We start from the raw sequence: 16,735 nt of genomic DNA, 5'->3' as shown, positions 1-16,735 counted from the left end.
TTCTTCGAAGGAAGTTCTATCTATTTATCTATTAAGAAACCTGATTATTTCGACCTGAGTCTACTTGACCAGCTCGATTTCGCTTGGACGCCATTCCTTATTGATCCAGGCTTCGAGCGGACCATACATGCGCAACATCACAAACCAGCCTTTGCCGGGAATGGTCTCCAGCCAATTATGTTCATACCCTGCGGGGGGGATCGGGACCGAAGTAGATGTCGTAGGAGCCATCATCATTCTTCTGAAGCCCTTCAGTCTGGCTGCCAACCGTGGGGAACGCCTGACTGGTTTGAAGCATGGAACGGGTCTGGTTGTCATAGAGGGTTAGATCCCAGAAATTTTCAACCGGTGGATCGGGGGGCAGGTGTAATTGGTAAGTCTTCGAACCATCAAAGGGGTTTTTCTCTGAATCGATATAGGCGATAGCGTAATCCGATCCCCTTCCTGGTAAGCCCACCGCCTGTGCTGGAGTCACTCCGACGTAAGGATAGTAGAACATGGCCCAAGCATCATAATTCATGGTCTGCCCATCTTGACCGTTAAAGAACACATTCTTATCCACGTATAACATTTGCCAGGCACTGTCGGTGTCGGGATAAATTTGAATACCCTGCATGGTCCCTTTAGTTCGAGGAAACCAGACAATTGATCGGGCGGTTGCATTGGCGATTTTAATGGCATCGGTGAGGATCTGTTTCATCCGATCATCGGGTGCGAAAGGTTTCCCTTTTTCAATTCCGATGGAGGCAAAAAAGCCGCGGGTTTCGGGATCGAGTATCCCGATATGTTCTCCATCTATTACCCGATGCAAATGTTCGTAGAAGGTGTAATCGTTAGGGAAAATGGTATTGAACGATTTTCCTGACCCGCTGATGAATTCCATCTCCGGTGGATTGTCTTTTTGGCACAAAGGATATATGCGCAGTTGGTCTTTGATGTATTGAGTTACCGCTTCGAGTCCCTCGGCAATAAAAGCTCGTATATATGACAAGACCCGATAAGTTTTGGACGGTACCACGAAGTAGCCATCGGGAATCTCACTCTGGTAATCAGGAGGGAGTACAAGATACTTCCCCCCTTTTCCCTGATCTGGACCAAAAAATCCAATATCCTGCAAGTACCCCCCCCAAGCATCATTGAACACTCCGAGCGTACCGGGTGGTGTTTCCAACACTGTGGGACCATCCCGTTCTAGATCCAGGGTGATTGCAGCATAAATGGTAGCGGCATTGCCGGTTAGAAACAGGGAGGGGAATCCAAGAGCTTGTCAAAGATCAACACTTGGTGGGCCTCTACGGCGCCGACTTCGTGAATCCCTTTGATCATGGCACCGACTGAGGCGCCGGGCATGCCTTTTAGGAAGGTATCTACCCCTCGCATGGTGTCGAGGAAATCGTACACTTTTTGAGCGGTTTCCTGACTTGGAGCACCATCTAAGAACTCGAGCGTTCCGATACTTGTTTCCACTCTGTTTGGCGTTGAAATGGAATCAAGGACTTCTTGTCTAACTTCAGCGGACGCGATGGTTCCTAAGCAGATGATGATAGTCATGATGAATACAACGAAGGCTATTGTTATCAGGTGCTTTAATATCATTAGGACTCCCTCCTTAAAATATTATTTCTTTTTGGTACTTCTCCAAAATACTTGATTGAAAAGTTAAATAAAAATAGACACCGCTTGCTTTTCTGGATACAGGATTTGTATCAGCAAAACCAACCCAGAGGAGGCAAAGCGATGTCCCAGATACAGCTTAATCCATTCTTTGATTTTTGTCGAGTGAAGGTAATCAACCAAACCTTTTATCAAGAAAAACGACTGGTCACTGTGACCATCCACTCTGATAATCGCTATGACCCAGTCTGCCGCTGCTGTCAGAACAAAATGAAAGAAGTTCATTCCTATCACGAACGAAAGCTGAGAGATCTCAATTTCCCCAGTTCAAAAATATCATTTTTTCTTTCTACTCTTAAAAAGAAATTTTCAAGACTGTTTTTACAATCTGGGTCCTTTTTGTTGTATTTTTTTAGCAATCTTTTATTCCTATAATGAATGAGGATCTTTTTTTCTTAATTTTGATCTTCCGTCAAATCACTAATCGCTTGATCTGCCAGATACCCGATATTTGCCAACTTATTAATAATAACTTTCTCATACTCGCTCTCCGTTCCTTTTTCCAAAGCTTTCTCAATTCAGTAGGCGTTCGCCTGGATCCGGGAAAGGTAAGACTGTAAGATTTTTTGTATCATAAGATGTTTCCTCCTATTTTGTATTATGTACCATGTGCTAACCCGCACAACAAAACGGTTTTATTCATTCGCATTTTTAACCACACGGGTGTCCCTGTGGCTTCCTGGGTGATACCAAGAAAACCTGTACTTGTTCCACCTCTCAAATCATCCGCTATCGAAGCCGATTATCCGGTCTTTTTTTATATGGATGGTGATATTTCTGGTTGTTATATTGAAGAACTATTAACCAAAACTGGCTGGGATTCCGGCCGCTTTTACAAAGTTCTCTTATCCCTGGAGATGAAAAAAGTCATTCAAACCTTTGCCGGTGGGAAGATAGGCTTAGGCTGATTGAAGCTCATGAAAGGAGAAAACGTAACTATTTTCCTAAGAAAATCTAAAGTGACCCAAGACTATTGAGTATAATATGGTCATAAAAGAAGGAGGGAACTCTAAATTGACTAAAACGAGAATTATTGAGACAAATCAGGGAATTCAAGGAGAACTCAACGTAACTGTTTATGACCAAATGATGAAACGGCTGCGAGATAAAGGGTGGATGGAAACCTCTCAAATCATCAAATCTGGAATCGACAAAGGATTAGCCTTAGAAGTTGGGCCAGGACCAGGTTATTTAGGGTTAGAGTGGCTCAAAAAGACTTCAAATACCCAGCTTATGGCTCTTGATGTAAGCCCCGATATGATTCAGCTTGCGGAAAAAAATGCTCAAGAGTATGGGCTGTATCAAAGAGTATCCTACGTATTGGGAAACGCTTTGAGTATGCCCTTTGAGGACGAAATGTATGATGCTGTTTTCAGTAGTGGATCACTCCATGAATGGGAAGAACCCCAAAAAGTATTCAATGAAATTAACCGAGTACTCAAACCGGGAGGCCTCTATTTCATAGGTGATTTAAGGAGAGATATGAATCTGCTATTGAGATGGTTTCTGATCTGGTCGACCAAGCCAAAAGAAATAATTCCAGGGTTAATCACCTCAATCCAGGCCTCTTATACCCTTAAAGAAATTATTGATATCCTGCAAGAATCTCAACTCCAACCAACTTCAGTAAAAAAGGATCCTATTGGATTATCAGTTATCGGTCGGAAAGTAAAATAAAATTTATCTTAAAAACTTCTTTTCTCTCTAAAAGAGGTGTTATTTGAATGTTTAATATTATCCTGTGTTTAGTTTTAATATTTTTTATCTGGATAATCAATGGCAAGTTTATTTACCAAGGATTTAAGAAAAAGATATGGAACGAATTTTTCATTCACACTGGGTTTGGACTCATTTTTACCTTATTGATCACTGAAATTACGCTTGGTCCTTTACAGGTATGGAAACATGGTGACATTGAATTATTCAAAATTATTGGCTATGTTTTCTTTGCTCCGTCGATATATTTCGTATTCACGTCAATGACGATGCTCAAATCCAAGGGAAACCCAATAGGTTCGGACCGATACGGAACAACCCAGTTTGTTGATCAAGGGATATATGGTATCATTCGTCAACCCATGACCTTAGGAATGGCTCTTTGGTCGTTAGCTCTCATTTTCCTTTTCCAATCAATATTTTCTTTAGTCCTTGGAGGAATAGAAATATTCTTTTTTTGGATATCAGCGCGAATGGAATTGAATTACAATATAAAAAAATTCGGCGATCGGTATCGAAAGTATGCAGAAAAAATTCCAATGTGGAATTTCTTTTTTAGAAAAAAGTAATCCAGATAAAGTGTATTTCTTATAAAAACAGATTGAATTGCCTAGTAGAGGATAGCATTTGAAGGCTAAAAGAGTTCTTAGTTTAGTAGGTTTAATTCTGATTTTCAAATTATATTTAAAATTTTATAGGATCAAGAGGATTCATTATCTTTAAAAAAAACACGATGCAACCTCATATAAGTTAAAAACCAAGCATCGTGGACAAACACGATGCTTGGTTTTTTTCATGTCAGCGATTGATTTTTTACATTATTTCTTAAACTGTGTCCATAAATTTTCTTTGGCAGTTTATTCAGTTGCGACTTTGGGAAGTTCGACCATGGCTTTTCTCACTTCTTCTTCAGGATAGGCAAGATCTACTAATTTACCCGAGAGGTAGGCATCGTAAGCAGCAAGATCAAAGTGGCCATGCCCGCTGTGAGCGATGAGAATGGTTTTAGCTTCCCCCGATTCCTTGCATTTTAGGGCTTCATCAATTGCTACCTTGAGGTCATGACATGGTTCTGGGCCGGAAATAATACCCTCGGTACGGGCAAACATAATTCCTGCGTCGAAAATGGCAGTCTGGTGCACCGCTTGAGCCTCGACGAATCCCAACCGATGAAGATGACAAATGATTGGTGCCATTCCATGATAACGTAATCCTCCGGCATGTATTGGTGGGGGGATGAAGTTGTGTCCCAAGGTATACATCTTGAGTAATGGGGTAAAACCGGCCACATCCCCATAGTCATAAGCATATAGGCCTTTGGTTACAGTTGGGCAAGACTCTGGTTCGACGCATATAATGCGAAGGTCCTTTTTCTTACCGCTTATTTTATCTCGGATCCATGGCAGAAACTGTCCGGCAAAGTTGGATCCACCTCCGATACAACCAACGATAATATCAGGATAGGCATCTGCCATTTCCATCTGCTTCCTGGTTTCCTCTCCAATGATGGTTTGATGGAGGAGGACATGGTTGAGAACGCTTCCCAGAGAATAATGGGTATCATCACGGTTAACCGCATCTTCTACTGCTTCACTAATAGCTAAGCCGAGGCTGCCAGGACAATCCGGCCACTTGGCCAACATGTCTCTGCCGACTTTCGTATCCGGGCTTGGGCTTGGAACGCATTTGGCTCCCCAGGTTTCCATCAAGATCCGACGATAGGGCTTCTGATCGTAACTCACTCTGACCATATAGACTTTACATTCAATACCAAAGAAGGCACAACCCATTGCTAAGGCACTCCCCCATTGTCCAGCTCCGGTTTCAGTGGTGATACGTTTAATGCCTTCTTTTTTATTGTAATAAGCTTGGGCGACGGCGGTGTTTGGCTTGTGACTTCCTGCTTGGCTGGTACCCTCATACTTGTAGAAGATCTTGGCTGGAGTATCGAGGGCTTTTTCCAAACGACGAGCTCGATACAAAACAGTTGGTCTCCAGGTTCGGTAAACATCCTGGACTTCTTGTGGAATGTCAATCCATCTTTCAGTGCTGACCTCCTGTTTGATAAGCTCCATAGGAAATAGAGGTGCGAGGTCCTGAGATGTTACTGGTTTGCCAGTGGCTGGATGCAAGACAGGCGGTAGTGGCTCAGGTAAATCAGCCTGAATGTTGTACCATTGTGTTGGCATATCTTTTTGATCAAGAAACCACATTGATCTTTCCATGTTTCTCCCTCCTTAATTAGAATTTGAACTTTTGGAATCAACGGATTTTTAACAATGTTGGTACTAAAAGAATCCTAATTTGTTGATTCGATGATTCATTGTATCAAATTTTTTTCTTATTTTAATATCTTTAACTCAACTTTCGCACTAAAATAAATGCTGAAAAACCTTGATTTTAAAGGGTTTTTTAATGAAAACACCCCTCCTTTCTGGTAGAATTGACTTAAGGAAAAAAACCAATCACCACAAAGAGAGAGGTGTCTTCATGACTATCCTACCAGAAAATTTGAAAAATGAAAGGACCTTGTTACCCATGTTTTCCTCCTTTATGAAGGAGTTTAAAGTGAACCAACTGTTTCGAAAATGCCATATGAACAAAAAGAAAGGGTTCCCAGTCAAAGACGTCTTTCAGATGATCTTTCTCCTAGTCTTTACTCAGAAAAACGTTGCTGGTCTTCTCCAATCTCGACATCCCCTTTTCCAAGGAAAGAAAGACACTCTTTACCGTTTCCTCCACAAGACCAGTGGGAGCTGGCGAAAATTGCTCTTTCTTTTGAGTACCAAAGTAGTCTCTGAAGCGCTCCTTCCTTTTACCAGTTTGAAACGCTACACCTGGGTGGTGGATGATTCCCCCTATGAACGGCCTCGGAGCTTGAAAGTTGAAGGGCTCTCTCGATTCTATGATCACGCCCAAGGACGGTTCAGTCGGGGTTTCAGAATGCTCACTTTAGGACTCACCGATGGTGCTACATTCATTCCCTTTGCTTTTTCATTGTTAAGTTCTCACCAAAAAGAAAACCAGCTCTGTCCCATGGATGCCTCCGTTGATGGACGAAACAAAAGAGCTCGTCTTCGGAAAGAATCCCAAGAAAAAGCTCCAGATGTCTTCTTCAACCTCCTGGATGGAGCCTTGAAACACTGTCCTTTGGTCTCAACTATTCTCTTTGATAGTTGGTTCAGTTTTCCAGCCCTCATCCGCAAATGTGCTCTTCGCGGATTATCAGTGGTGTGCATGCTCAAAAACACCCCAAAAATTTACTATTCTTTTGGTGGAAAAGTTCTTTCTCTTTCCTCTCTTTTCACCAGAATTCAGAAAAGACCACACGGCAATATCATTGGATCGGGTGTCGTGAATCTCAATCTCACTGGGAAACCACTTTTAGCTCGGATTGTCTTTGTCCGAAGTGAAAAACAAAAATCTCAATGGTTGGCACTGCTTTCAACTGATCTGTCTCTTTCTGAAGACGAGATCGTCACCCTCTATGGGAAACGCTGGGATATCGAGGTTTTCTTCAAGATGGTGAAATCGGTCTTGAAACTCACTCGGGAATTTCAGGTTCGATCCTATGATGCTCTGGTATCCCATACCAGTATCGTCTTTATCCGCTATATCATGCTCGCGGTTATTGCCCGGAGAAACACCGATCCCCGAACCTTTGGCGAGCTTTTCTATGCCTGCTATGATGAAATTCAGGATATCACTCTTATGGAAGCACTCACTCTTCTTCTTGAGCTCCTGAAGACGACCATCAAACAGATTCTTGTCCTTTCAGAAGAAAAAGTCAAAGAGCTACTCATCTATTTTGTAAATAGTCTTCCAGCATGGTTGAGAGAAAAAGTGCTATTATTGAACTGCGAAAGTTGAGATCTTTAAGTAAAACCGTTTTTGTTATTTTTTTGCCGTTTTTCAATGATTATGAATAGTATTTTTATTATGAAATTTTATTCATTCTGGTAACAGAAAAATTGAAAATTTTCAAATCAGGGAGGACTTTCATGCCACTTTTGAGCTCCAGGTAAGAATAAAAAGTAGCATAGGAGAAAATGAGGATGAAGGTGTAAGTTCTGATTGAAAACCAGGTTTAGTGTTTTAAAATTAAGGCAATAATGAAAGATCTAAGTTCCTCCCTCACTTTAATCCTTTTTCGCCCGGGAAAAGGAAAACTGGAAAAATGGGAGAAGGTAGAGGTGAGAGCGAAATTCTTTCAATTTACTACTAACAACTCACTCCTCACAATATTTACAGAATAGAAGCTGGTTTTTATTGAGGTATTGATAAAAATAATACATCAAGATTATTTTAAAAAAGTTACTATTTAAGGTATGTTAGCTAAAATTTAAAATTGCACCTTTTAAGTTTTAAAATTGCACTAATTTTAATTCCGAACATTTTATCTTTTCTATTCCCACCAACTGGGATTTATACCAAAAACGAATTTCAGCAAGGTTCATTTCGTCATCTGGGACAATACGGAGCTGAACCTTTTCCCGGATCGGAACCCCGGGAACCTTGAATTCAACATTTTGAAAGGAGATCTTCCGGTAGGGATTCACCACCCGTTCCGCTCGTAAGCAGAAGATATCTTTGGTAGATTGGAAAGGAACCGGAAGAGTAAATTCTCGAAAAAGTGATTTTCCTTGCTCGAAAGCTTTTGCCATCCGGAGCGCTGGTATTTCTCCGGTAGTACTATGAACCTGATGATAATTATAGCGATTCATTTCATTATTGAGGATCTGTTGTCCCTCTTCAATGGTAGTGGCGTTTTCCCGATAACAGGTCCGAACAATGCGATCCTGCAACCACTGAAAAGGTCTTTCAATTTTGCCTTTGGCTTGGGGTGAAAGAGCATAGGCGATCTTGACCCGGCATTCATCTAAGACCTGTTTCCACTGGGGATTGATTTCATCAGTGAGACGTTGATGTTTTCTCCAGAAACTATCCCGGGTTTGAACAAAACGAAAGATCGAGTGATTGTCGACATAATAAGAATAAGGAAAGCCGTAGCGCAGCCAGACGGTTTCTAAAGCTTGGATATGGTTCCAGCTGGTCTCCCTTAAGACGAACTGGGCAAAGACAATCATCCGACTATAATCATCTAAGCTGGTGATAAGATACCACTTGTCTTCGGCACTGGGTGAAAAGCGGTGATGGGAGGAATCATGTTGGATGAGTTCTCCGATATAGTGGGTGAGGACTTCCCGGTCATGAGTTTTTTTGGGTGGTTTTTCTTGAAAAAAGCCATGTTTTTTCGCCCGGTTAATGATGGTGGGAAGAGATACTTTTTGCTGGTATTTCCGAAAGAGTTCATCTTGTATGTAACTATAGTTGTAGGTTCGAATGGGAAGGTCGGGATTCACGATCAGGACTTTTTCCAGAGCCAGTTCGTTAAAGATGTTGATTTCAATCTCGGGAGCAAGGGTTCGAGGTGGTTTTTCCCTGGGAAACACCAGAGAAAAATGTTTCGGATCAGTCTGATACCGGTTGAGGAGCTGGAAAAACCGTCTTCTTTTAATACCGAGGATATCTAAAAGATAAGAAAGCTCAAGGGTCTTATCAAGATATCGTTCCAAATAGGATTGAACCATTTCAGTGGAAAATCGCTTATGAAGTTGTTGTCCCATGGATTTCGACCTCCTTCTTCTTAAAAAGAAGTCTATATCATAGGAGGCTCTGGTGGATACTGACGCTGATGGGGATAATAGAAAGGATCATTATCCCCATCGCTTGGACAACTCTTAAAACGAGTTGCCCACAGTTTCCACCAGCCGACGACGAAATATTTATATGGTAATAATGATCTACCCATTACAATTTAGTGCACTTTTAAATTTTAATTTAGTGCACTTTTAAAACTTAAATGACAGTTACTATTTAAGGTATTGACAAAATATAATTCATATGTTTTGATACTTCAAATTAAATAAATAATGCGATGATGAGGAAGAGTAGTTTTTCGATCATGTCCAGAGAGAGCCAGGGACGAGGTGGGAGCCTGGTGGCATGAAGAAAATGAATGGGCCTCGGAGCAGTTCCTCGAAAGCTTAAGCAAGTAGGTGGAAACGGTACTTCACCGGTATGTGAAGCAGGGTATCGGAGAAATCCTGTACCTGGATGAGTGAACGGTATTTGTATACCGTTAAAAAGAGTGGCACCGCGGATAAAGCCTTCGTCTCTTTAAGGGATGAAGGCTTTTTTATTGGAGGCATTCTTTTATGGCGAGACAACAACCGGACCAAGAAACCTTTATGAGCTTATCCCAAGAGGGGTATGACTCAATTCCAATCTATCGTGAAAAACTGCTTGATCGATTGACACCTATTTCATTATTTGAATCATTTCGAGATTGTAAACCAGTGCTTCTATTGGAAAGCGCAGAAAGAGGAGAGGTATGGGGAAGGTTCTCTTTTCTCATCATCGATCCTGAAGAGGAAATTCGATTAAGTTTTAAAGATAATTTGATAGACTCATTGGAAGAGAAGTATCCGCAAAAACGTATTTATCCTCAACCAGAGATTCCCTTCCTTGGTGGGGCAGTTGGTTTTTTAAGTTACGATGCGGTAAAAACTTGGGAAAAGACCGTTCCACAAAAACCTCTTGACTATCCACTAGCCTATTTTCTTACAGTCCATCGCTTCCTGTATATCGATCACCTTCGCCATACTGTAGGGGCAGTTCAGGTGGTTCCTGCTGGGAAGAGAGAGTTATATCTTCAAGCCAAAACCTGGATGGATGATATATTTAACTCACTGGAGGAAAAACGAGATAATGTAAATACCTCTTTTCAACTCAAAGGAGAAATCCAATCGAATTTTTCTCAGAGAGATTTTCTTGAAGCTGTTGAACAGGTCAAAAAATTAATCGAAGAAGGGCATGTTTCGCAAACAGTTGTTTCACAAAAATTCTCTGCCGCTTTTCAAGGTGACCCCTTTTTGGCTTATCGTTGTCTTCGATCGTTAAATCCTTCACCTTATATGTTTTATCTCGATGCCGGAGATTTTCAAATCGCTGGATCATCTCCAGAAATGCTGGTCAAGCTTGATAAGGGGAAGTTAACCACTAAACCGATTGCCGGAACCAGAAAACGTTCACAGTTACGACCTGAAACAGAAATTGTTCAAGAACTTCTCAATGATGAAAAAGAAAACGCTGAACATATCATGCTGCTTGATCTTGGTCGGAATGATATTGGGAAAATCTGTCTTCCCGGAACTGTACAGGTTGAAGAATTCATGAACGTGGAAAGATATTCCCATGTCTATCACATCGTTTCTCAGGTTTCTGGTCGAATGAAAGATAACTGTTCGCCTTGGAAGGCTTTACAAGCTTGTTTTCCCGCTGGAACAGTGAGTGGTGCTCCCAAAGTCAGAGCGATGCAAATTATTGAATCTTTAGAACCATACGCACGTGGTCCTTATGCCGGGGCTTTGGGGTATGTAGGAGATAATGGAAATATGGACACTTGCATTATAATTCGAAGTCTCTTTTTTAAAGAAGGTATAACAAGTGTTCAAGCTGGAGCGGGTATTGTTTATGATTCAGATCCGATGAGTGAATATGAAGAAACTCGGAACAAAGCCGAAGCTATGATTCGAGCTTTGAAGATGGCTGAAGGGGAGGGATCAAAATGATTTTAATCCTCGATAATTACGATTCGTTTACCTTTAATCTGGTTCAGTATTTCGGAGAAATTACTCAAGATGATTTTATGGTTTGTCGTAACGATGAGATAACCCTGGAGAAAATTCAAACTTTAAAACCGGATCGTATCGTGATTTCTCCAGGTCCCAAGGACCCTACTGATGTGGGGATTTGTAATGATGTTATTAGTCGTTTTGCACCTAATATTCCTATATTAGGGGTGTGTCTTTGGCCATCAATGTATTGGGTACGTTTTTGGAGCGCGAATAGTTAAAGCGAAGAAACCTTGTCACGGAAAAAAATCTTCGATTCACCTCGCTTCTTCCCGATTGTTTCAAGGTCTTCCTGAAGAAATTGAAGTTGGTCGCTATCATTCTTTAATTGTTCAAACCGAAAGCATTCCTCCTTCATTACGAGTAACCGCCTGGTCAAGTGAACATGAAATCATGGCCTTGGAACATAATATTTTCCTAGTGTTTGGTGTTCAATTTCATCCAGAGTCAATTCTCACTCCATTTGGAAAAATGATATTAAGCAATTTTTTGGAGATACAATATGTTAAATCCTGAAACTCCAAAAATCCTCAATTATTTAATGGAAAAACAGCATTATGATTTTGAAGAGTCCTATCGGTTGATGATGAATTTGATGGAAAATCAATTTTCTGCCTCTCAAATTGGAGCAATTCTTTTCGCTTACAGTCAAAAAGGTGAAACACCACAGGAAATTGCTGGATTTGCTTCTGCTATGAGAGCAAAAGCTACTCCGTTTCCGATTACACAAAAAATAACGGTGATAGACAATTGTGGCACTGGTGGCGATGGGAAAAGAACCTTTAACATATCAACAGCGTCAGCGCTTTTAGCTTATGCTATGGGACTAAAAGTCATTAAACATGGCAACCGATCGGTTACCAGCAATTGTGGGAGTGCCGATTTTTTAGAAGCTCTTGGATTTCAAATTAATTTTCCAGCTGATAAGATGAAAAGATTTTTTGATCTGACCGGTTTTGCTTTTCTCTATGCTCCTCTCTATCATCCAGCCATGAAAGCAGTTCAACAGGTGAGAAAGGAGCTAGGCATTCCAACTATATTTAATCTTCTGGGTCCACTAACCAACCCAGCTCCGATAACCCATAAGGTTATTGGAGTATGCAAGTCGAACCTGGTCGATTTGGTTGCTCAAACGCTCCTTCATTTAAACATTCAAAGAGGATTAGTGTTTTGGGGCGAGCCAGGTATTGATGAAGTGAGCATCTGTGGAATTACCAAGATGGCTCTTATTGAGAAGGGGAAAATACAGACCTGGGATTTTTCACCTGAACAGGTAGGTCTCAAAGTGAATTCAATAAACGGTCTATTTGGTGGAAATCCAGAAAAAAATGTCCACCTTTTTCATGAACTTCTTCAAGGGGAAAAAACCAAGGAGACATTGGGAAGAGCTGTTATCTTGAATACTGCATTTTTAGTTTGGCTGTTATATCCTGAGAAAAATCTTGGTGAAATATATCGAAATATTGAAGATCTTATTCGATCCGGGGAAGCCTATAAAAAGATACAAAATCTCATTATTTTCAATCAATCTTTCAACGACTAAAAAAGGAGAAGGAAAATGAATATATTAGAACAAATTGTATCCGAAAAAAAGCAAAGCTTAAAAAGAGTTCAACCCTATAATTTTAGAGAAATCGAAGCTATTATAGCAACAGCCAGGTACCAATCAAATCCATGGGTAAACCTTTTTAATCTAAAAAATGAACCAGTAATCATTGCTGAAATTAAATTAGGGTCTCCATCTCGAGGATCGATTATCAGTCCCGAAGCGGTTCCTTATTATTTATCCGAATATCAAAAAGCAGGAGCGTCAGCTTTATCGGTCGTGACTGAAGAAAAATATTTCAAAGGGAACACTACTTTGCTTAAAATGGTTATTCAGAATACTCATCTTCCAGTTCTTCGTAAAGATTTTGTTATAAATGATTTTCAAATTTATCAATCAGCCTACTTTGGAGTTGGAGCTCTTCTCATAATTGTAAAGATTCTTTCTTTATCAAAAATCCGAAAATTTATTCACCTCTGTGAACAGCTAAACATTATTCCTTTGGTTGAAATACATGACCAGCAGGATCTTGAAAAGGCAATAGAAGCCCGAGCTAATTTTATTGGAATCAACAATCGCAATCTTACTTCCTTAGAGGTTTCGCTTCATACCACTGAATCTCTTTTGCCTAAGATACCAGATCAAATTACGATCGTTTGTGAAAGCGGAATTCGAAGTCGGGAAGATCTTCAACAGTTTATGGACCTGGGTATTAACCATTTTTTAATTGGTGAATATTTACTTTTCCATTCTCAACCAGGAGAAGCTCTTCGCGAGTTAAAAGGAGTTAAAAAACATGCCTCAAGTAAAAATTTGCGGAATAACCCGTCTTAAGGATATATTCGCTCTTATCAACTATCCGGTTTGGGCTTTAGGATTTATCCAGGTAGAAACAAGCCCACGATATGTAAAGCCGGATTTCGCCAAAAAACTTATTTCTTATCTTCCAAACCGAATCATTCCGGTTGGAGTTTTTCAGGATCAAAGTATTCAGACAGTAAAGCAAATAAGGGAATATTGTGGATTTTCAATGGTCCAGCTTCATGGGAATGAAGAGCCCTCTTTTTGCGCTAAATTAGGGAGAGGAGTTATTCGGGCTTTTCGAATTGGTAATAAATTGGATTTAGTTCAAATAGAACATTATCAATCGGTATCCGACTATTTTCTTTTTGACACTTTTGTTCCTGGAAAAAATGGTGGAACCGGTCAACCATTTTCATGGAAGCTTCTTAAGGGAATTGAACGTTTCAAGCAACCTTTTCTTATCTCTGGTGGCCTTTCACCGGATAATATTCAAAAATGTCTCGATATCACCACACCTTTTGGAATTGATGTGAACAGTGGAGTTGAATCATCTCCCGGGGAAAAAGATGCCCAAAAAGTTCATTTACTTTTTAAAAGGTTGAATATGGTGTAAGTTTTTTAAAAATCAATTTTTTGTAATTTTAAATGAATTGGGAAAAACTTCTCTCCCTGTTTCAGGTAATCCTCCTTTTTAGATTCTTTTTATGTTCGTTCCCTTCTTAAATTACCATAACTATTTTCAACAAATTGATTCAATCGAGCCTTTAAAGATACTTTCTTAATTAAAGATATAACATCAAGGAACGACATTTTAAGAATGTTGCGGTCTCTTTAAAATATTAAAAAACTTTAATATTTCCTCAATACTTCTTTAACAATTTAAAACTACAATTTCTTCAATATGAATTCACATAGAGGAGGTTATTAAAAATGAAAAAAATGATTAGGTTTATTTTTATATTTCTGGCGGTTTTTTCTTTTGCTTTTTCTGCTTTTTCAGCAGAAAAGTTGAATGTTTCTGGCTCAACCACTGTTCTTCCCATTATGCAAATTATTGCTGAAGAGTTCATGAATCAGAATCCCGAAGTCGATATTACAGTAAGTGGTGGTGGATCTGGAGTAGGTATTGCTGCCCTAATTGACAAAATAGCTAACGTTGCCATGTCATCAAGAAAGATTAAAGCCGAAGAATTGGATAAAGCTGTTGCCAAAGGTCTCTCTGTCCAGGAATTTGAAATAGCCAAGGATGCCATCACGGTCATTGTGAGCCCTGCCAATACCATGATGAACCAAATCGACAGTCACACCCTGAAGCAGATCTATACCGGAGCAATCACCAACTGGAAAGACCTCAACGGAGAAGATAAACCGATAGTGGTTATTTCCCGTGATACCAACTCTGGAACCTTCGAAGTATTCAATGAACATATCTTGAAAAAAGATCAATTGGCACCAACTGTTTTAATGCTTGCCTCTAATCGGGCAATTCTGGATGAAGTTGGGAATAATCCCGAAGCTATTGGGTATGTTGGGCTGGGATATGTAACTGATCAAGTCAAGGGGCTTCTTTTAGACGGAGTTGAACCTACCAAGGAGAATGCTCTTAACGGGAGCTATTCCATCAGTCGTGGGCTTTATCTGTATACTCCCGATATTCCCCAGGGAGTCACCAAGGATTTTATTGATTACTTCTTTAGCGAAGAAGGTCAGACTATTGTTGAAGAAGAAGGTTTCATCCGTATTAAATAGGGAACCTAACCGGCTGGTTAAGAAGAATCGAAAACATATCTAACCAGCCGGTCATTGCCAATATACCTGGCAACGATACACTTTTTCCTATAATCGACTGGATAGCTAATAAAATTGTGTTACCATATGTTTTTTCACCCTCATCTTCTCTCCTCATTTTTTTCATAAAATCCAATTCCAATATAGACAAAATTATTGTAATATTGTAATATTGTAAAATAATGCAATAAAGAAATAAGCAGGTGATAGGTATGATTGATCAGGTATTCAAAGCCCTTTCTTCTCCCTGGCGAATTGAGATATTAAAGAAGATTGCAAAGGAACCACTTTGTCAGTGTGAGTTTGAAAAAAGCATGCCCATCGACAAAACCACGATTTCCCGTCATGTCCGGGAGCTGGTTTTAGCTGGTCTGGTTGAGATTGAACAGAGGGGAGTCATGAAAATTCTTCATATCAAGGATGAACGCATCATGGAAATCATTGAATTGGCTGAAGATATGGTTAAGAATGAAAGGGAGCGGGTTTAAATGTGGGAAACTGCTTTACGGGAAGGACTCAACACCATTCTAACCTATCTCGATCCCTTGCATCTTCTGCTGGGAATCATGCCGGCTTTTCTGATTTCAGGAGCAATTGCAGCCTTACTTGATAAGGAAAGCATTTTGCGATTTTTTGGCCCGGGTGCTAATAAATGGATCGCCATCAGCGTTGCCTCAGTTGCCGGTGCCATCTTAGCGGTCTGTTCCTGTTCGATCCTCCCGATGTTTACCTCCATGTACAAAATTGGAGCAGGAATCGGTCCAGCCACCAGCTTTCTCTATTCCGGACCAGCCATCAATACTGCTGCCATCTTTATTTCAGCGGCCATGTTGGGAACCATCGGTTGGGCTCGGTCACTTTCAGCGGTGATTTTAGCTTTTGGAGTTGGGTTGATTATGGATTTCCTCTTTGGAAAAGCCCGGGTCCGTGAGACCACCCAAGACATGACCGAGAATCCTCCGAAAGCCAGCATTCCCTGGAAAGGCTTGCTGGTCATATTCGTTTTAGTGGCAATTTATATGGTAGGTCCCAACTTATATAAAGGAATTTTAATGGTGGCAGCGTTCGGGATAGGGTATCTCTTATTTACAAAAGAGCAACGTTTAAACTGGTACCGAGAATCCTGGAGTCTCTTTAAACTAATCTTTCCTATTCTGATTGTAGGAGTATTTGTTGCATCTGCGCTTAAAGTCTTCGTGCCAGCTTCGGTCATTGTGAAATTGTTTGGAGCAGAAAGCTTTATATCGAATATCCTCTCTTCTGTTATTAGTGCTATTCTCTATTTCAGCACTCTCACCGAAGTCCCGATTACCAGGAGTCTCATCGAAATGGGAATGAGTTCCGGTTCGGCTATCGCTTTTCTCCTTGCCGGTCCGGCTTTAAGCCTCCCCAGTATGATCCTCATCAACCGGATCATGGGTTTAAAACGAGGAATGACCTATATCATCTTAGTCATTCTGTTTTCTGCTCTCGCCGGTTCAGTCTATGAACTCATCTTTTAAAAAGGAGT

At 40.4% G+C, this 16,735-nt stretch carries 17 protein-coding genes, 1 pseudogene and 1 other annotated feature; of the genes and pseudogenes, 12 read left to right on the top strand and 6 right to left on the bottom strand.

The features are described from left to right. Positions 1–181: 181 nt before the first annotated feature. From RT761_RS00290 to RT761_RS00280, 3 genes are all read right to left on the bottom strand, one after another. A complete protein-coding gene (locus RT761_RS00290) occupies positions 182–1,201 on the bottom strand; it encodes a DUF1214 domain-containing protein (RefSeq protein WP_246465254.1) in 1,020 nt (339 codons plus the stop codon). 35 nt (positions 1,202–1,236) lie between these two features. Beyond that, entirely contained in the window at positions 1,237–1,596 is a 360-nt protein-coding gene (locus RT761_RS00285; RefSeq protein WP_218112100.1) for a hypothetical protein, read from the bottom strand. A gap of 63 nt (positions 1,597–1,659) precedes the next feature. Next, positions 1,660–1,899: a hypothetical protein gene (locus tag RT761_RS00280; protein ID WP_218112099.1), complete on the bottom strand. Its 240-nt coding sequence runs from the start codon at positions 1,897–1,899 to the stop codon at positions 1,660–1,662. A 454-nt stretch (positions 1,900–2,353) separates the two neighbouring features. Here RT761_RS00280 and RT761_RS14340 point away from each other — a divergent pair, with 454 nt between their 5' ends. The 3 genes from RT761_RS14340 to RT761_RS00265 all read left to right on the top strand — a co-directional run bounded on the left by RT761_RS14340 (position 2,354) and on the right by RT761_RS00265 (position 3,959). After that, positions 2,354–2,446: an ATP-binding protein gene (locus tag RT761_RS14340; protein ID WP_218113377.1), complete on the top strand. Its 93-nt coding sequence runs from the start codon at positions 2,354–2,356 to the stop codon at positions 2,444–2,446. A 242-nt stretch (positions 2,447–2,688) separates the two neighbouring features. Continuing rightward, entirely contained in the window at positions 2,689–3,351 is a 663-nt protein-coding gene (locus RT761_RS00270; protein WP_218112098.1) for a class I SAM-dependent methyltransferase, read from the top strand. A gap of 47 nt (positions 3,352–3,398) precedes the next feature. Continuing rightward, positions 3,399–3,959: a methyltransferase family protein gene (locus tag RT761_RS00265; RefSeq protein ID WP_218112097.1), complete on the top strand. Its 561-nt coding sequence runs from the start codon at positions 3,399–3,401 to the stop codon at positions 3,957–3,959. A 288-nt stretch (positions 3,960–4,247) separates the two neighbouring features. Here RT761_RS00265 and RT761_RS00260 read toward each other — a convergent pair whose 3' ends face one another. Continuing rightward, positions 4,248–5,615: a TrpB-like pyridoxal phosphate-dependent enzyme gene (locus tag RT761_RS00260; protein WP_218112096.1), complete on the bottom strand. Its 1,368-nt coding sequence runs from the start codon at positions 5,613–5,615 to the stop codon at positions 4,248–4,250. Between the two features lie 190 nt (positions 5,616–5,805). On the opposite strand from RT761_RS00260, the gene RT761_RS00255 reads away from it, so the two are divergent. Next, positions 5,806–7,260, top strand: coding sequence for an IS4 family transposase (locus RT761_RS00255; RefSeq protein ID WP_218111299.1), 1,455 nt, complete (start codon positions 5,806–5,808; stop codon positions 7,258–7,260). Positions 7,261–7,754: 494 nt separating this feature from the next. Here the strand turns inward: RT761_RS00255 and RT761_RS00250 are convergent, their stop codons facing one another. After that, the gene (locus RT761_RS00250) at positions 7,755–9,017 is read right to left on the bottom strand and encodes a hypothetical protein (RefSeq protein WP_218111242.1); all 1,263 of its coding nucleotides are present in this window, start codon (positions 9,015–9,017) and stop codon (positions 7,755–7,757) included. Positions 9,018–9,319: 302 nt separating this feature from the next. Further along, positions 9,320–9,573, top strand: a binding site (T-box leader). Between the two features lie 35 nt (positions 9,574–9,608). On the opposite strand from RT761_RS00250, the gene RT761_RS00245 reads away from it, so the two are divergent. From RT761_RS00245 to RT761_RS00220, 6 genes and pseudogenes are all read left to right on the top strand, one after another. Then, positions 9,609–11,024: an anthranilate synthase component I family protein gene (locus RT761_RS00245; protein WP_218112095.1), complete on the top strand. Its 1,416-nt coding sequence runs from the start codon at positions 9,609–9,611 to the stop codon at positions 11,022–11,024. After that, a pseudogene (locus tag RT761_RS14245) lies at positions 11,021–11,603 on the top strand (anthranilate synthase component II). Before RT761_RS00245 ends, RT761_RS14245 begins: the two are co-directional and overlap by 4 nt. Beyond that, a complete protein-coding gene (trpD, locus tag RT761_RS00235; protein WP_218112094.1) occupies positions 11,590–12,630 on the top strand; it encodes an anthranilate phosphoribosyltransferase in 1,041 nt (346 codons plus the stop codon). Before RT761_RS14245 ends, trpD begins: the two are co-directional and overlap by 14 nt. A 15-nt stretch (positions 12,631–12,645) precedes the next feature. Next, the gene (locus RT761_RS00230; protein ID WP_218112093.1) at positions 12,646–13,467 is read left to right on the top strand and encodes an indole-3-glycerol phosphate synthase TrpC; all 822 of its coding nucleotides are present in this window, start codon (positions 12,646–12,648) and stop codon (positions 13,465–13,467) included. Next, positions 13,430–14,050 carry a phosphoribosylanthranilate isomerase gene (locus RT761_RS00225; protein WP_218112092.1) on the top strand — a complete coding sequence of 207 codons (621 nt, stop codon included), beginning with the start codon at positions 13,430–13,432 and terminating at the stop codon, positions 14,048–14,050. Before RT761_RS00230 ends, RT761_RS00225 begins: the two co-directional genes overlap by 38 nt. Positions 14,051–14,367: 317 nt before the next feature. After that, on the top strand, positions 14,368–15,186 hold the full coding sequence (locus RT761_RS00220; protein WP_218112091.1) for a phosphate ABC transporter substrate-binding protein: 819 nt from the start codon (positions 14,368–14,370) through the stop codon (positions 15,184–15,186). Here RT761_RS00220 and RT761_RS00215 read toward each other — a convergent pair. After that, positions 15,179–15,352 (bottom strand): hypothetical protein, encoded by a 174-nt coding sequence (locus tag RT761_RS00215; RefSeq protein WP_218112090.1) that lies wholly within the window; start codon positions 15,350–15,352, stop codon positions 15,179–15,181. The genes RT761_RS00220 and RT761_RS00215 overlap by 8 nt on opposite strands. Before the next feature lie 85 nt (positions 15,353–15,437). Here RT761_RS00215 and RT761_RS00210 point away from each other — a divergent pair, with 85 nt between their 5' ends. Together RT761_RS00210 and RT761_RS00205 are read left to right on the top strand one after the other, a co-directional pair. Further along, positions 15,438–15,713: an ArsR/SmtB family transcription factor gene (locus RT761_RS00210; RefSeq protein WP_218112089.1), complete on the top strand. Its 276-nt coding sequence runs from the start codon at positions 15,438–15,440 to the stop codon at positions 15,711–15,713. Continuing rightward, positions 15,714–16,727 carry a permease gene (locus RT761_RS00205; RefSeq protein WP_218112088.1) on the top strand — a complete coding sequence of 338 codons (1,014 nt, stop codon included), beginning with the start codon at positions 15,714–15,716 and terminating at the stop codon, positions 16,725–16,727. Positions 16,728–16,735 lie beyond the last annotated feature (8 nt).

Source organism: Atribacter laminatus (genome assembly GCF_015775515.1).
GTDB lineage: Bacteria > Atribacterota > Atribacteria > Atribacterales > Atribacteraceae > Atribacter > Atribacter laminatus.
This window is presented reverse-complemented; position numbering and strand designations above follow the sequence as displayed.